This is a genomic window from Mycobacterium sp. E2462, from assembly GCF_001672685.1.
Taxonomy (GTDB): Bacteria; Actinomycetota; Actinomycetes; order Mycobacteriales; family Mycobacteriaceae; genus Mycobacterium.
Window position 1 is genome coordinate 15916 of sequence record NZ_LZKC01000335.1, and the last position, 14060, is coordinate 29975.

At 68.5% G+C, this 14060-nt stretch carries 18 protein-coding genes and 1 tRNA gene; 7 read left to right on the forward strand and 12 right to left on the reverse strand.

Translation table 11 applies throughout. From position 1 onward, the window contains the following. Positions 1-30: 30 nt before the first annotated feature. Both A5714_RS25510 and A5714_RS17590 read right to left on the reverse strand, forming a co-directional pair. On the reverse strand, positions 31-1155 hold the full coding sequence (locus tag A5714_RS25510; RefSeq protein WP_082959817.1) for a phage major capsid protein: 1125 nt from the start codon (positions 1153-1155) through the stop codon (positions 31-33). Between the two features lie 463 nt (positions 1156-1618). Further along, entirely contained in the window at positions 1619-1921 is a 303-nt protein-coding gene (locus A5714_RS17590) for a hypothetical protein (protein ID WP_068287230.1), read from the reverse strand. Positions 1922-1934: 13 nt separating this feature from the next. Here A5714_RS17590 and A5714_RS27205 point away from each other — a divergent pair, with 13 nt between their 5' ends. Then, positions 1935-2438 (forward strand): hypothetical protein, encoded by a 504-nt coding sequence (locus A5714_RS27205; protein WP_231975919.1) that lies wholly within the window; start codon positions 1935-1937, stop codon positions 2436-2438. Positions 2439-2525: 87 nt separating this feature from the next. Here the strand turns inward: A5714_RS27205 and A5714_RS17600 are convergent, their stop codons facing one another. From A5714_RS17600 to A5714_RS25515, 3 genes are all read right to left on the reverse strand, one after another. Next, positions 2526-2984 (reverse strand): hypothetical protein, encoded by a 459-nt coding sequence (locus A5714_RS17600; protein ID WP_068287236.1) that lies wholly within the window; start codon positions 2982-2984, stop codon positions 2526-2528. 181 nt (positions 2985-3165) lie between these two features. After that, complete coding sequence (locus A5714_RS17605; protein ID WP_068287239.1) at positions 3166-3984, reverse strand: hypothetical protein; 819 nt, start codon at positions 3982-3984, stop codon at positions 3166-3168. A gap of 129 nt (positions 3985-4113) precedes the next feature. Further along, entirely contained in the window at positions 4114-4410 is a 297-nt protein-coding gene (locus tag A5714_RS25515; protein ID WP_082959818.1) for a hypothetical protein, read from the reverse strand. A 271-nt stretch (positions 4411-4681) separates the two neighbouring features. Between A5714_RS25515 and A5714_RS27210 the strand changes: the two genes are divergently transcribed. Both A5714_RS27210 and A5714_RS26685 read left to right on the forward strand, forming a co-directional pair. Then, on the forward strand, positions 4682-4921 hold the full coding sequence (locus A5714_RS27210; protein WP_082959819.1) for a hypothetical protein: 240 nt from the start codon (positions 4682-4684) through the stop codon (positions 4919-4921). A gap of 162 nt (positions 4922-5083) precedes the next feature. Continuing rightward, entirely contained in the window at positions 5084-5911 is an 828-nt protein-coding gene (locus A5714_RS26685; protein ID WP_231975920.1) for a site-specific integrase, read from the forward strand. A gap of 16 nt (positions 5912-5927) precedes the next feature. On the opposite strand, the gene A5714_RS17615 is transcribed toward A5714_RS26685, so the two are convergent. The 5 genes from A5714_RS17615 to A5714_RS17635 form a co-directional block, all read right to left on the reverse strand. Beyond that, positions 5928-6000: transfer RNA gene (locus tag A5714_RS17615), tRNA-Ala, on the reverse strand. Positions 6001-6050: 50 nt separating this feature from the next. Continuing rightward, positions 6051-7073, reverse strand: a complete 1023-nt coding sequence (gene glpR, locus A5714_RS17620) for a gephyrin-like molybdotransferase receptor GlpR (RefSeq protein ID WP_068287243.1) — start codon at positions 7071-7073, stop codon at positions 6051-6053. A 201-nt stretch (positions 7074-7274) separates the two neighbouring features. Further along, positions 7275-7928, reverse strand: coding sequence for a GNAT family N-acetyltransferase (locus A5714_RS17625; protein ID WP_068065362.1), 654 nt, complete (start codon positions 7926-7928; stop codon positions 7275-7277). A 22-nt stretch (positions 7929-7950) separates the two neighbouring features. Next, positions 7951-9243, reverse strand: coding sequence for a gephyrin-like molybdotransferase Glp (gene glp / locus A5714_RS17630; protein ID WP_068065365.1), 1293 nt, complete (start codon positions 9241-9243; stop codon positions 7951-7953). A 78-nt stretch (positions 9244-9321) separates the two neighbouring features. Continuing rightward, positions 9322-10233 (reverse strand): UTP--glucose-1-phosphate uridylyltransferase, encoded by a 912-nt coding sequence (locus A5714_RS17635; RefSeq protein WP_068287246.1) that lies wholly within the window; start codon positions 10231-10233, stop codon positions 9322-9324. Positions 10234-10309: 76 nt separating this feature from the next. Between A5714_RS17635 and A5714_RS17640 the strand changes: the two genes are divergently transcribed. The 4 genes from A5714_RS17640 to mscL all read left to right on the forward strand — a co-directional run bounded on the left by A5714_RS17640 (position 10310) and on the right by mscL (position 12616). Continuing rightward, positions 10310-10909 (forward strand): 5-formyltetrahydrofolate cyclo-ligase, encoded by a 600-nt coding sequence (locus A5714_RS17640; protein WP_068287249.1) that lies wholly within the window; start codon positions 10310-10312, stop codon positions 10907-10909. An 88-nt stretch (positions 10910-10997) separates the two neighbouring features. Next, positions 10998-11342 (forward strand): FmdB family zinc ribbon protein, encoded by a 345-nt coding sequence (locus A5714_RS17645; protein ID WP_068287252.1) that lies wholly within the window; start codon positions 10998-11000, stop codon positions 11340-11342. A gap of 65 nt (positions 11343-11407) precedes the next feature. Further along, complete coding sequence (locus A5714_RS17650; RefSeq protein WP_068287255.1) at positions 11408-12088, forward strand: SAF domain-containing protein; 681 nt, start codon at positions 11408-11410, stop codon at positions 12086-12088. A 66-nt stretch (positions 12089-12154) separates the two neighbouring features. Then, positions 12155-12616 carry a large-conductance mechanosensitive channel protein MscL gene (gene mscL / locus A5714_RS17655; RefSeq protein ID WP_068065379.1) on the forward strand — a complete coding sequence of 154 codons (462 nt, stop codon included), beginning with the start codon at positions 12155-12157 and terminating at the stop codon, positions 12614-12616. A 16-nt stretch (positions 12617-12632) separates the two neighbouring features. Here the strand turns inward: mscL and A5714_RS17660 are convergent, their stop codons facing one another. Further along, positions 12633-13130: a molybdenum cofactor biosynthesis protein B gene (locus tag A5714_RS17660; RefSeq protein WP_068065382.1), complete on the reverse strand. Its 498-nt coding sequence runs from the start codon at positions 13128-13130 to the stop codon at positions 12633-12635. 60 nt (positions 13131-13190) lie between these two features. Further along, the coding region (locus A5714_RS17665; RefSeq protein WP_068287272.1) for a S1C family serine protease at positions 13191-14060 on the reverse strand (870 nt) is incomplete at its 5' end.

Sequence of the window (14060 nt, forward strand, 5' to 3'; positions counted from 1 at the left end):
AAGGAAACGTCCTCCTTTTTTCAAGCGTTCCTAGAACGTGGGCGCAGTTAGCCCGGTGATTTCCGCGGTCGACTGAGGGTAGCGAGCCGCAGTGAACGCCAGGTATCCGAACACCTGAAGTCGAACGGTCAGCTGGCCTGACAGGGTTTCCGGCATCGCGCGCGTCCGGATGCCCGACTCCCACAGGATGTTGTCCGACAGGCGCATGATCAGGATCGGGTCCTCGGTACCGGCCGGGGTCTCGTTTCCGAGGTTGGTCGGCAGGTTCGGGTCGGTCACGATCGCCAACCCCTGAATGTTGCCTACGACCTGCTCTGACGCGACGTTCGCCAAGATACCGGCGACGTTCTGTGGACCCTGGCTGATCGGGGTGAACAACGGGCGGTTGGTGGCGTCCAGCAGGCTTTGGAACCAGCCCCAACGCCGCGGGTGCATGAAGATCGCCTGTGGCGGCAAGTGGCGTGCACCGTGCACCTGCTGGATCGCGTTGGCGATCGCACCGTAGGCCCCCTGAATGGTCAGGGCACCAGCCGCGACCGTCAGGATTTCGCTGGTGTTTAAGAACCCAAGCACGGTTCCGTTGGTACCCGTTCCGGCGATCACCTGTGCGTCGACCTGGGCCGCGTAGTCGGCGACGAGGTCACCGAACACGATCTGGTCGAACTCGATCGGCGACTGGTCGAGCAGCTGGATCGCGAGGTCCTGCTGGCCGCTGATCGTCCGCACCGGCGCGTTGATGTACGTGTCGGTGATGTCCTGGCTCACGACGTTGGTGTTGTCCGCGGTCTGAGCGCCAGTCTTGGTACCGGTCAGCAGCTTGGGGATGTTGATCGAGTCGGTACCGGGCGGCAGCGGCTGGTTCACAACCGCGTTGGCCAGCGGACGACCGGGACGCGCCAGCGTCACGTACTCGTTCATCATCCACAGCGGCGGCACCGCGTAGCCGCCAGCGCCGTCGACGCGCGACAGCGCACGCTGCTCCTTGTTCATGGAGCGGTACTCGGGCAGCGTCTCCACGTCGATCGCGTGGCGCATCAGACGTTCGCGGGCACGCCCGGTCCAGTCTATGTTCATACCGACCCGGCAGACGTCCTGAAGGTAGCTGCACTCGGGGTTGTTCTTCCGGTAGGTGACCGGCTCATAGACAGACTTCATGATTCTCCTCTAATGGGTTACGCCGAGGCACATCTGGGGGTGGTATCGCACTGCCGGAGGTGAATTTCGGTGCCATTATCTGTGCAGGTGAAATTCGCACGCATGCAACGCGATTCGTATGGGATTGCCGTCGTGCTTTGTGTGCCACGCCGCAACGCCACCGGCTCATCGCTCCGGGAGCGCCACCAACCCGCGCGGTAATGCCGGTGGAAGTCGGGGGATCGCCGTGCGGGCCTGACGTTGGCCTGACGTCAGGGAGGGACTTTCACCCCCTACTCACCCCGTTCCCGAACTACTGGCGGCGGATTGGCCATCACACCGCGTTCGTCGGAGCAACTTCCGGGCAGCGCCGCCGTCTAGGAGCGCGACGCTAGTGGTCACTCTACGCTCAAACACTGTCAAGCGGACCGTGACACACGGCGCTAACTTGTTGCGCCACAACGCAATGCGGCACGCCGCATCATCATTCGTTTTCGGGCAGGCCGCTGATGTCGCGCCACAACGGCAACCCGCTCGTGTCGCCGGGAGTGCCATGCGGGCGTTCGCGTCGCCGGTCCGCGAGGTACGCACGCAGCGCGCGAGCGCTGCTGGCACGCTCGTTCAGCACGTGCGCGTACTTGTCGGTGATGGTCCGCGCCCAGGTGGCAAGCATCTCATCGCCCTGGCGCACAGCAGCCTCCGCGGTGTAATGAAACAGGTCCCGCAGCCGCCGCAGGTCGTCGACTCCCAACTGCATCGGGTCGGGCAGATCGTCAATCAGCGCCATCGGTGTCTCCTCGTTGCAGCACGGTTCTTTTCGCAGCCCGGCGACGCTGCTGGCGGGCGGCCTCGTTGACACGAGCGCGCAGCCGCCGACGCACCTCCCGCACCCGCAGCAGATCGCTGAAGCGGCCGATGACCTCGTCGCCCTCGTCGCCGTCAGCGATGATCCGCAGCTGGCCGCGGTCGTCGCGGTGCACGACGGTATGACCGCCCAGGCATCCGGCCGTTTCGCACGGCCAGCGCGCGGCCAGGCGCAGTGCGGCGTCGACGCTGGCGACGAACCTGAATCTGCACCCCAGCGATTCCACGCGGCAAATAACCGCTGCGCGGCCGGTCGCTTCTGGATCGCCCAGGTCGTCGTCGAAGTCGTCGACGCCATCGATGTCGTCGTCGTCGAAGTCAGTCACCGCGCATCCAGCACCGGTCGCACCAAACTGCTCTGCCAGCTGGTATGGGCGACCCATTTCTCGTGGCTGAGTCGCGCCCGCCACCAGGCCGCGGCGAAGCTGACGTACTCGTAACCACACGTAATCGTTTGGCGGCACGCGTCAGAGAGCGGCGCGCGTTGCTTGCGTCGCTGATTCGCTGTCAGCGGCCCGCTTTGGTCGTTACCCGCCATCGGCCCCGATCGTGTCTGTCCGTGGCGCAGGGCGCGGATCCGATGCCGTCTGAACCCACGTAATCAGTGCGCTAAAAAACCGCTGGGCTGTCTCCAAGTTGGGCAGCTCTAGATACCGCGACAACTGCGGCGGCATCAATTCGGTCGGATCGTATTCCGACATCAGGCAGTCGATGTCGTCATAACCGCCGTAATTGGCGAGTGCCTCGATCGCGTTTGCGATGCCGCTATAGAGGTCCGAGCGGCCTCGACGTACCTGCTCTTCCAGCCATTCCGGGGAGCGTTGATTCCTGGTCATGTTAGTGATTCCTTCAGGTTTGGGTTCGACCGCGCGCAGGTGCACGCGGTGGTTCATGTAGGCGAGCCGCTCGCCGATGACCCGCTGCCGGTCGACCAGATGACGTTCGCAGAGATGGCCGACTCGGCAGCTGCACGACGGCGAGGTCATCGCTTCACCGCCTGGCGCTCGAAGTTGGCTCGCAGGCACGACTCGCACAACCGGGCCGACCGATACGCCGTCCCGTCGCAGGGGCGGCACTTACCGGCTAGGCAGCCAGGTCGATGCGACTGGGTTGGGACGTGCCACGAACAGATGCGGCAACGGCCAGTTCCGGTCGGCGGCGAGAAGGTCATGTGCCGGTCCGCCAGTTGTTAATCGCCCAGTGGTGCGCGCAGAGGTCGTCTTTCGTCGCGGGCTTGATGCAGCGCTGCCTGTCCTTGGCTTCGTACCTGCACGCCGGGAGCGGAACGCATTGGGGGTCGCAGCATTCGCCGTTCTCGTCGCGGTCGCCGCCGCAGCGGTCGCAGCTGCCGTAGGGCCTGTCCTCAGACGGTTCGGTGTCGACGACGACCGTCGATCGGTCGCCGTTTTCGTTCGCACGCGCTTTACTTGGACTGGGACTTGGACTTGAACTTAGACCTGAACCCCTACTTAGCCATTCCCCTTGTCTATCCGAATTGCTATCGGATTGGCTATCCGAATGCCTATCGGGGGATAGGACATCGACCATCTCAAAGGTCTTCTCTTGCAACGTCCCATGCACCAGGCCCGCGCAGATACACTTCTCAAGCTCGCCTGCCAGCCAGTCGCGAAGTACGACCGACCGGACGACCGCGCACGCCTCGATCGCGGGGGCCTGCACCTTCGGCGTGCCCTGCGGCATCTTGTCGTTGCGGATCAGCGTGCGTACCAACACTTCTTCGGTGTCGGCGTCGATTAGCACGAACGGCCTGGACGGCATGCCCTGAAGCTCGTTGAGCCATGCCACGACGTCGTTGGCGGTAGCGCCATCGCCAACGAGCTCCGCCCATAGCCGGGGCTGTAGCGGCAAAACTCCAGCGGGACTGATGTTGTCCTGGGAGAGCAGCAAGGCGAACAGCAGCTTCGCGCCGATCGACAGGCTTAGGTAGTCCTGGTCGCGCCAGATGCGGTTGTAGAGCCGACCCATTTGACGAGCCATCAGCGCATCACCCGCCCCATGTCTGCCGGGTGTGAAATACTGCTAGTCGCATGCATACCGGGCATTGCAACGACCGCCGCAGTTGAATCAACAGCTGCGGCGTCGTCGTATCTGGGGTCAGGCACGTCGCCGCCCTTTCAGTTGTCGGGGCAGTCGGCCGTTGGCGGCCTGGGGGCGGTTGGTCGTCGCGCGCTCCTGCTCGACGATCCAGTCGAGGACTGCACTGCGCCGGTAGACCCTCCTGCGCCCAAGGCGAAAACTCGGCGGTCCCTGGTCGGTCGTCTGCGTAGCCCAGTAGCGCAGCGTCGCCGCGGGGATGCTGGTCAGCACCGCGACCTCCTCGGTGGCCAGGATGTCCCGCCAGGGTGGCGGCGGTTGGTCGGTCGGTATAGGCGTCTTGGGTCGGAATGGCATCTGGTCGAGCCTTTCGACCGCGTTGATTAGCTGTAGGACAACACTAGACTAGTAGGATGACAGACTGATAGCGTGAAATACGCTGGCAGACAACGTAGCACGCTACGATCTCCTTTACCGAAGTAGGCCGTGCAGCAGTTTGCTCGTAGCGCGCTACGACAGGCGTAGGTCTCTGATCTGCGGTGATGCGGCGTGACACCGCGGATATGGTCAGCGCCGTTAGGCGCTGGACAGTCCCCGACCCGGGGCTGGCGAACAGGATGGCAACGCGATGAGGTCGAACATCACCGACCTTTGGTATAAGACCAACGGTGAACCCAAAGCACGCTGCGGCATCGGCAACCGTTGGCGTGCACGGTATTTCGACGATAATGACAAGGAGCGCACCAACGGTTTTGGCAAGAAGGCCGAGGCGAAGGTTTTTCTCGCCGAGATCAGCGCCAGCATGATGACCGGCACCTGGACCGCGCCCGAGGCCGGTCGGGTGACGGTCGCCGCGATCTACGCGTGATGGTCAGCGGCGCAGGGGCACATCAGCCCGAAGACCAGCGCGACAAGGCGCTCGACCTGGGGCAGCCGGGTCGAACCGCACTGGGGCCACGTCGCCGTTGTCGACGTCAAGACCAGCGCCGTACGCGCCTGGGTCGCGCAGCTGGTCGCCGACGGCATCGGAGTGCCGACGATCGAGAACGCGTTCGGCCTGTTGCGTCAGCTGCTCGCCGCCGCGGTCGAGGACCGCGCCATCCCCCGCAACCCGTGCGACGGCGTCAAGGTGCCCAAACGCAAGCACGCCGATCGCGGCTACCTGACCCACCGCCAGGTTGCCGCCCTGGCCGACGCTGTCGAGCGGGAGGACCAGGTCGTCCGGTTCCTGGCTTACACCGGCCTCCGGTGGGGGGAGATGGCCGCCCTACGGGTCCAGGACTTCGACATGCTGCGCCGTCGGGTCAATGTCAGCCAATCGGTCACCGAGGCTGCCGGGGTTGGGCTGGTCTGGTCGACGCCGAAGACATGGGAGCGCCGCTCGGTGCCGTTCCCGGCTTCGTTGGTCGACGAGTTGGCCGCACTGATGGTCGGTAAGGGTCGCGACGATCTTGTGTTCAGCGACCAGCGCGGCGGCGTGCTACGGAACTCCAATTGGCGGGCGAGGGTGTTCGAACCGGCCGTGCAGACGGTGCAGGCCGAGGCCATCGCGCAGCGGGCGAAAGAAGTCGCGGCCGCCGGGGCGGCGACCACGCCAGAATTCCCGACGATCACCCCGCATGATCTGCGCCACACGGCCGCGTCGCTGGCGATCAGCGCGGGCGCGAACGTGAAGGCGGTCCAGCGGATGTTGGGGCACGCGAAGGCGTCGATGACCCTCGATGTGTATGCCGACCTGTTTGACGACGACCTCGACGCGGTGGCGGTCAGTCTCGATGCCGCGATTGCTGCTGCCGGGGACCCAGCGGGGACCGAGCCGAAATCGGGGACCGCTGCCAGCGGCGAGAAATCGCGCTGACCAGCGCCACTTTTAGTGGAGCTAAGGGGATTCGAACCCCTGACCTACTCGATGCGAACGAGTCGCGCTACCAACTGCGCCATAGCCCCTGATCGCTAGCAGGCTACCAGTCGAGCCGCCCAGCGCCGAAACCCGAGCCCTATTCGCCGACGGCGCGGGGCAGGTCTCGCGGCCAGCCGTAGTTGCGCATCGCCATGGCGTACTCCAGGTGCTCGAAGACGGGGTCCTCGTCGTCGATCTCCAGCACCACCGCGCCCGGGCGTCGCAGCCGCGACGGGACCACGTCGTAGTCGCGGTCGTGCGCGTTGTGCACGCCGAGCCGCGCGCGGGCCACCCGCTGCGCGCGGCGGCGCCGCACCTTTTCCTCGATGCGGGTCTGCCGCCGCAGGTAGCCCAGGTAGAGCAGCGTGACCACGGTGGCGGTGCCGCACAGCCACCACGCGGCCGGGGACACCTCGAACGCCGCGGTGGCCGAGCCGACCAGCACGACGGCCATCGCCATCAGCACCTTCTTGCGGAAGGCGTACTTGCGGGCGCTCACCGCGGCGGCGGTCTTGGTGTCGAACCGGCGGCGCCGCGAGGCGTTGCGCGGAATCGGCGCCGGCGCCTCCTCGTCGGCCTCGTCGCCGTCGGCCTCGGGCTCCAGCCCGGACGAGTCCTCGATGTATTCGTAGGTGTCGTCGGGCTCGTCAGCGGTGCGGGCGACTTCGTCGGTGTCGGCCTCGCCGTCGTCGTCGGTGTCGTCGGCGTCCTGGATGGCGCTGACCCCGGCGGGCAAGGCCTGGGAGTCCTCGACGACGTCGACGTCGAGGTAGTCCGGTTCGGCCTGCTCGGGCACCGCCATGCGCATCACGACGGGGCGCCGGCGGCGCAGGTCGTCGGTGTCGGCGTCGTCGTCCCCGTCGGCGGCCTCGCGGTCCTCGTGGTCTTCGGCGTCGGTCTCGGCCGGCGGTTGCCAGTGCGGGTCGCTGCGGTGCCCCGCGGCCGGTCCGCTGCGCTTGATCAGCCGGGAATTGGCCCCGCCGTTGAGCACCCGGGTGGCCAGCGCCACGTCGCTGGTGCGCCGCACGGCGTCGCGCTTGCTGACCAGCATGGGCACCAACACGAACAGCCACAGCACCACGAGCGAGATCCACAACAGTGACTGCGGGATGCTTGGCATAACGACCTGCTCTCTTCGGTTCCGCTCCCCGCGAGGCCGGTTGGTGGCCAGCGCGGCCGGGTCGTAACGACCAGATCAATTACACACCTGTAATTTCGCTCTCACAAGCACCACAAGCCACTCGTGTCGCGCTAGCCACAACCGCAGGTGCGCAGGCGTGTCGCCGCCGGCGTGGGCGGCCCGACCAGGGAAGCGGCCGGTTTAGGCCCAGGCGGCGTGGCCCGACCGGACCAACGCCGAAGCGACCGACCCGCTCACCTCCTCGGCCGTGATGGCCATCAAGAGGTGGTCGCGCCAGGCCCGGTCGACCTCGAGGTAGCGCTGCAGCAGGCCTTCCTGCCGAAACCCGACCTTGCCCAGCACCGCGCGGCTGGCGACGTTCTCCGGGCGCACGGTGGCCTCCACCCGGTGCAGCATCACCGGCCCGAAGCAGTGATCCAGGCCGAGCGCCAGCGCCGCGGTGGCCACGCCGCCGCCGGTGGCCACCCGGGGCACCCAGTACCCGATCCATGCCGAGCGCAGCGCGCCGTGAGTGACGTTGCCGATGGTGAGCTGGCCGCAGAAGTGCCCGTTGAGCTCGATGACATAAGGCAACATGCGCCCCTGGCGGGCCTCGGCGCGCAGGCCGGAACACAGGGCCGGCCAGGCGGCCACGGTGTGCCGGACGGTCCAATCGCTGTCCGCGCTGGGCTCCCACGGCTCGAGATGGGCGCGGTCGGCCAGCCGGATGCGGCTCCACTGGGCGCCGTCGCGCATCCGCACCGCGCGCAGCCGCACGACGCCCGCGGGGACGCGCAGCGGCCCGACGCTCGACGGCCACCCCGGATGACGGGAAGTGTTGCGCAACAGGTTCACGGTCGGACGCAGTCGGTTCGGCTCAGCCGCGCTGGGCGAGGAAGGCGACGTCGACGATTTCGCCGGTGCGAATCTGCTCGGCGCCGCTGGGCACCACCACCAGGCAGTTCGCCTCGGCAAGCGTGGCGAGCAGGTGCGACGACGCGCCGGGCGCGCCACCGAGCGCCTGCACCAGGTACTCCCCGCTTTCCTGGTCGCGCATCAGCTGGCCGCGCAGGAAGCCCTTGCGGCCCGCCACCGACGCGATCGGCGCGAGCGTGCGCGCCTGCACGATGCGGCGCATCGGCTGCCGCTTGCCCAGCGACAGCCGGATCAGCGGCCGGACCATCACCTCGAATACCACCAGGGCGCTGACCGGGTTCGCCGGCAGCAGGAAGGTGGGCACGCCCTCGCGGCCGAGCTGGCCGAAGCCCTGGATCGAACCGGGGTGCATGGCGACGCGGACCACCTCCATCTCCCCCAGGTCCGCGAGCACCGAGCGCACTGCCTCGGCCGCCGCGCCACCGACGGCGCCGGCGATCACCACGATCTCGGCCCGATTGATCTGACCCTCGACGATGTCGCGCAGCTCCTTGGGGTCCTCGCTGACGATGCCGATGCGGTTGACCTCGGCGCCGGCGTCGCGGGCCGCGGCCGCCAGCGCGTAGGAGTTGACGTCGTAGACCTGCCCGTTGCCCGGCGTGCGGGAGATGTCGACCAGTTCCCCGCCGACCGCCATGATCGCCACCCGCGGGCGCGGATGCACCAGCACCCGCTCGCGGCCGACGGCCGCCAGCAGCCCGACCTGGGCGGCGCCGATCACGGTGCCGGCACGCACCGCGACGTCGCCGGGCTGGACGTCGTCGCCGGCACGCCGGACGTAGGCGCCCGACGGCGCCCCGCGGAAGATTCGCACGCGCGACGTCCCGCCGTCCGTCCACTGCAGGGGCAGCACCGCGTCGGCGAGCGTGGGCAGCGGCGCGCCCGTGCGCACCCGCACGGCCTGGCGGGGCTGCAGGCGGCTGGGGGTGCGCGCGCCGGCCTCGATCGTGCCCATCACCGGCAGCGTCAGGCCGTCGCCCCCGTCGAGGCCGGGGCCGTCCTCGGTGACCTCGCCGAAGCCGGCGTCCTCACCCACCTCTCCGACGCCCAGCACGTCGACGCTGCGGACCGCGTAGCCGTCGATCGCGGCCTGGTCGAAGCCGGGCATCGGCCGCTCGGTCACCACTTCCTCGGCACACAGCAGGCCCTGCGCCTCGGCGATCGCCACACGAATGGGCCGCGGAGCGACGGCGGCCGCCGTTATCCGGGTCTGCTGCTCCTCCACCGAACGCACAGCGAGCCTCTCTGCCCAAAATGCCCTGCCGGGCATCGCCCTTCGAACGCCCATGACGGGCCGGGCGTCACCGCCTGGCTACTGCTCCGCCAGGCCCAACCGCGCCACCAGCCATCGCCGTAGCTCCGGGCCGTAGTCGTCACGATCCAATGCAAAGTCAACCGCAGCCTTGAGGTAGCCGCCAGGATTTCCCAAGTCGTGTCGAGATCCGTGGTGCACCACGACATGCACCGGGTGTCCCTCGGCGATCAGCAGCGCGACGGCGTCGGTCAGCTGCACCTCGCCGCCGGCGCCACGCTCGATGCGGCGCAGGGCGTCGAAGACGGCGCGATCCAGGATGTAGCGGCCGGCGGCGGCGAACAACGACGGGGCGTCCGCGGCGCGGGGCTTCTCCACCATGCCGTTGACCCGCAGCACGTCCGGGTTGTCGTCGCCGGGGACCGGCTCGACGTCGAACACGCCGTAGGCGCTGATCTCCTCGCGAGAGACCTCGATGGCGCACAGCACGGTGCCGCCGTGGTGCGCCCGCACCTTCGACATCGTGTCGAGCACGCCGGTGGGCAGCACCAGGTCGTCGGGCAGCAACACCGCGACCGCGTCCTCGTCGGCGGCCAGCCGGGACTCGACGCACCCGATGGCGTGGCCCAGGCCCAGCGGTTCGCTCTGCACCACCGACTCGACCTTGATCAGCTGCGGCGCCCGCCGCACCTTGTCGAGCATGGCCTTCTTGCCGCGCTCCTCCAGCGTGCTCTCCAGCACCAGGTCCTCGACGAAGTGCGCGACCACCCCGTCCTTGCCCTCGGAGGTGATGATGACCAGGCGTTCGGCGCCGGCCTCGGCCGCCTCGGCGGCGACCAGCTCGATGCCGGGAGTATCGACGACCGGCAGCAACTCTTTCGGCACCGTTTTCGTCGCCGGCAGAAAGCGGGTCCCGAGGCCGGCGGCGGGCACGATCGCCGTGCGCGGAACCACCACACGTGGGGAAGACATCGTTCACACGATAACCCGCTTCCGGTCAGCCAAACCGATGTGGCACGTCGAATTCGCTGGCTGTCATGGTTAACAGATGGCGACGATGAGCAAGGCGGTGCTGCGCGAGCAGCTCCTCGCGGCGCGCGGGCGCGTTGCCGACGATGTGCGGGCCGCCGAGGCCCGGCTGCTGGGCGAGCACGTGGACACCCTGAAAGCCTTTGTGGGCGGCCGCGACACCGTGTGCGCCTACGTTCCGGTGGGCACCGAGCCCGGGTCGATCGACCTTCTGGACAGGTTGCTGACGCTCGCGGGGCGGGTGCTGCTGCCGGTCGCGCGGACGGGTCCCGACGGTGCGCCGCGGCCTCTGCGGTGGGGCGACTACCGTCCCGGGGCGCTGGTGGCCGGCCGCTGGGGGCTGCTCGAACCGCCCGCGCCCTGGCTGCCGGACACCGCGTTGGGCGAGGCGGACCTGGTGCTGCTGCCGGCGCTGGCCGTCGACCGCGCGGGGGTGCGGCTGGGCCGCGGCCGCGGGTTCTACGACCGGTCGCTGCACGCGCGCCGCGGCACGGCGCCGCTGGTCGCGGTGGTCCGCGACGCCGAGCTCCTCGACGCGCTGCCGTCCGAACCGCACGACGTGCCGATGACCCACGCGCTAACCCCGGGGGCGGGACTGGTCGCAGTGGGTACCCCGTGACACATCGGGAATGAGTCATGTCACGTGGCGGTTCTAGCACTTGAGACGCTAGAGTGCTAATCAGGTCACAAATCATCCGGAGGTTTTTGTGCCGACTTACAGCTACCAGTGCACCGAATGCGGCGACCGCTTCGACATCGCGCAGGCATTCACCGATGACGCGCTGACGACGTGCAAACGCTGCTCCGGGCGGTTGCGCAAGCGCTTCAACTCCGTGGGCGTGGTGTTCAAGGGCAGCGGTTTCTACCGGACCGACAGCCGCGAATCGGGCAAGAAGTCGGGCGCCACCAACGGCTCCTCGTCGAGCGGTGAGTCGAGTTCCAGCTCGACGGAAAAATCGAGCGAAAAGTCCGGCTCCGCCGAGAAGTCCGGCTCGAGCGACAAGTCGAGCAGCAGCAGCTCCACCGCCTCGACCGCGGCCGCCAGCAGCTAGCGGGTTATCCACAGCGCCGCTTGTCGGCGGCATCCTCGAGGGCCCGGCCCGCCTACCGTTGCGGGGTGCGCGAGTCCTCGCTCAATGCAACTTTTTTCAGCCGGCTGGCCCTCTGGGCGCGGCCGGAATGGACCAGAACCGTGCTGGCGCGCCGCGCCGCAGCGGGCGGGTTGGTGGTGCTCGCCGCGGCCGCAACGCTGCGCTCCGACCCCGCCGGGGATTACGCCGAGGTGGTGGTCGCCGACCATGACCTGCGCCCGGGAACGGCGCTCACCGACGCCGATGTTCGCCTCGAAAAGCGTTTGCTGGCAACCATTCCCGACGGCGCGAGGACGGATATGGGGGTGGTGCTGGGCGCGACGCTGGCCAGCCCGACGAGGCGCGGCGAGGTGCTGACCGACGTGCGCGTGCTGGGCAGCAGGTTGGCCGAGGCCGCGGTCGGCTCGCAGGCGGGCGCCGGTGCGCGCATCGTGCCGCTGCACCTGGCCGACGCCGCCCTGATCGATCTGGTGCGTCCCGGCGACGTCGTCGACGTCCTGGCCGCACCGGCGTCCGGTTCTTCCGACCCCACGCCCGCCCCGCCCAAGGTGGTGGCGACCGACGCGGTGGTGGTGCTGGTGTCGACCAAGGAAAGGGTTCAGTCCGCCGACGGCGACCGCGTAGTGTTGGTTGCGCTGCCGGCCCGTGTGGCGAACACCGTGGCAGGCTCGGCGCTGGGCCAGACGGTGACCCTGACTCTGCATTGAGCACACGGCCCCGGTGTGGCACCCGACCGGTAGCAAACTCTGTCCAGGCCCAGAAAGGACGTCCCCATGCTCAAGGGATTCAAGGAGTTTCTCTCCCGGGGCAACATCGTCGACCTGTCCACCGCGGTCGTCATCGGTACCGCGTTCACCGCGCTGGTCACGCAGTTCACCGACAGCATCATCAAGCCCTTGGTCAACCGCGTCGGCGTCAACGGCAAGTCGAATCTCGGCATCCTGCGGATCAGCATCGGCGGCGGTCAGACCATCGACTTCAACAACGTGGTGTCGGCGGCGATCAACTTCGTCATCATCGCCGCGGTGGTGTACTTCCTGGTCGTGCTGCCGTACACGACGCTGCGCAAGCGCGGCCAGGTCGAGCAGGCCGACGACGCACAGATCGTGTTGCTCAAGGAGATCCGCGACCTGCTCGCGCAGACCAACGGCGATTCGGCCGGCAAGCACGGCACCGTGGCGACGACCGCGCCGACGCCCGAGCACGGACCCCGCGCGGACGCGGAATCTCAGTGATCGCTACCGGCCGCGGTCAGATCTCGAGGCTGGACAGCTGGCCGATGATCTGGGCGGCCAACGGGTTCAGCGTCGCCATGCCGTCACGGACGGCGTAGCGCGACCCGGCCAGGTTGACCACCAGCGTGCTGCCCGAGACCCCGGCGAGGCCGCGCGACAACCCGGCGTCGATGATGCCGGCGGACAGCCCTGACGCGCGCACCGCCTCGGCGATGCCGAGGATCTCGCGGTCGAGGATGTCGCGGGTGGCCTCCGGGGTGACGTCGCGCGGCGTGACGCCCGTCCCGCCGACCGACACCACCAGGTCCACGCCGCCGATCACCGCCGTGTTGAGGGCGTTGCGGATCTCGACCTCGTCGGCCGCCACGGCCACCACGCCGTCGACGACGAACCCCGCCTCCGTCAACAGCTCGGTCACCAACGGCCCGCTGTGGTCCTCGTCCCCGTGGGCGGTGCGATCGTCGACCACCACGACCAGCGCCCGGCCGACCACCAACTCAGCACCCGTATCCATGGGTGCCACCGTATATCCGAGCCCCGACAGCGATTCACTCAGTGGCTCTTCGACTCTCACTTACTGATCCGCCTTCCCCAGGGTGACCGGAACGGTTCGGCTGCCACCAGCGGGATCCTGGTAGGTCAGCGAGATCTTGTCGCCGGGCGCCTTCGAGCGCACGGCCGCGACCAGCGCGTCCGCGCTGTTGATGGGGCGGTCGTCGACTTTGGTGACCACCACGTTCTTGGGCACCCCGGCGGTCGCGGCCGCGCCGCCCGTCACGACGTCGACGACCTTCGCGCCGGGCGTGCCCTTGTCGTTGGTGACCTGCACCCCGAGCGAGGCGTGCTGGGCCTTGCCGGTGGCGATCAGCTCGTCGGCGATGCGCTTGGCCTGGTCGACCGGGATCGCGAAGCCCAGGCCGATCGAACCGCTCTGGGCGTCGGGCGAATCGCCGCCCAGGGTGGCGATGGCGGAGTTGACGCCGACCAGCTGGCCGTTCATGTTGACCAGGGCGCCGCCGGAGTTACCCGGGTTGATGGCGGCGTCGGTCTGGATGGCGTCCAGGACGGTGTTCTGGTTGCCGGACTCGCCGGTCGTGGACACCGGCCGGTTCAGCGAGCTGACGATGCCGGTGGTCACCGTGCCGGACAGGCCGAGCGGCGACCCGATCGCTACGACCGGCTGCCCGACCCGCAGGTCCGACGAGGAGCCCAGCGAGATCGGCGTCAGCCCGGACATGCCCTGCACGCGGATGACCGCGATGTCACTGGTCGGGTCGGCGCCCACCACCGTGAACGGCGCGGTGCGACCGTCGGAGAACGTCACCGTGGTCTTGGGCGCTCCGCCCGGACCTCCGGGGCCGCCGGGTCCGCCCGGTCCGCCGGGGCCCACCGGGCCGCATCCCCGGCGGTACCGGGGTGGGCCCCATTCCCGGTGGCACCGGCG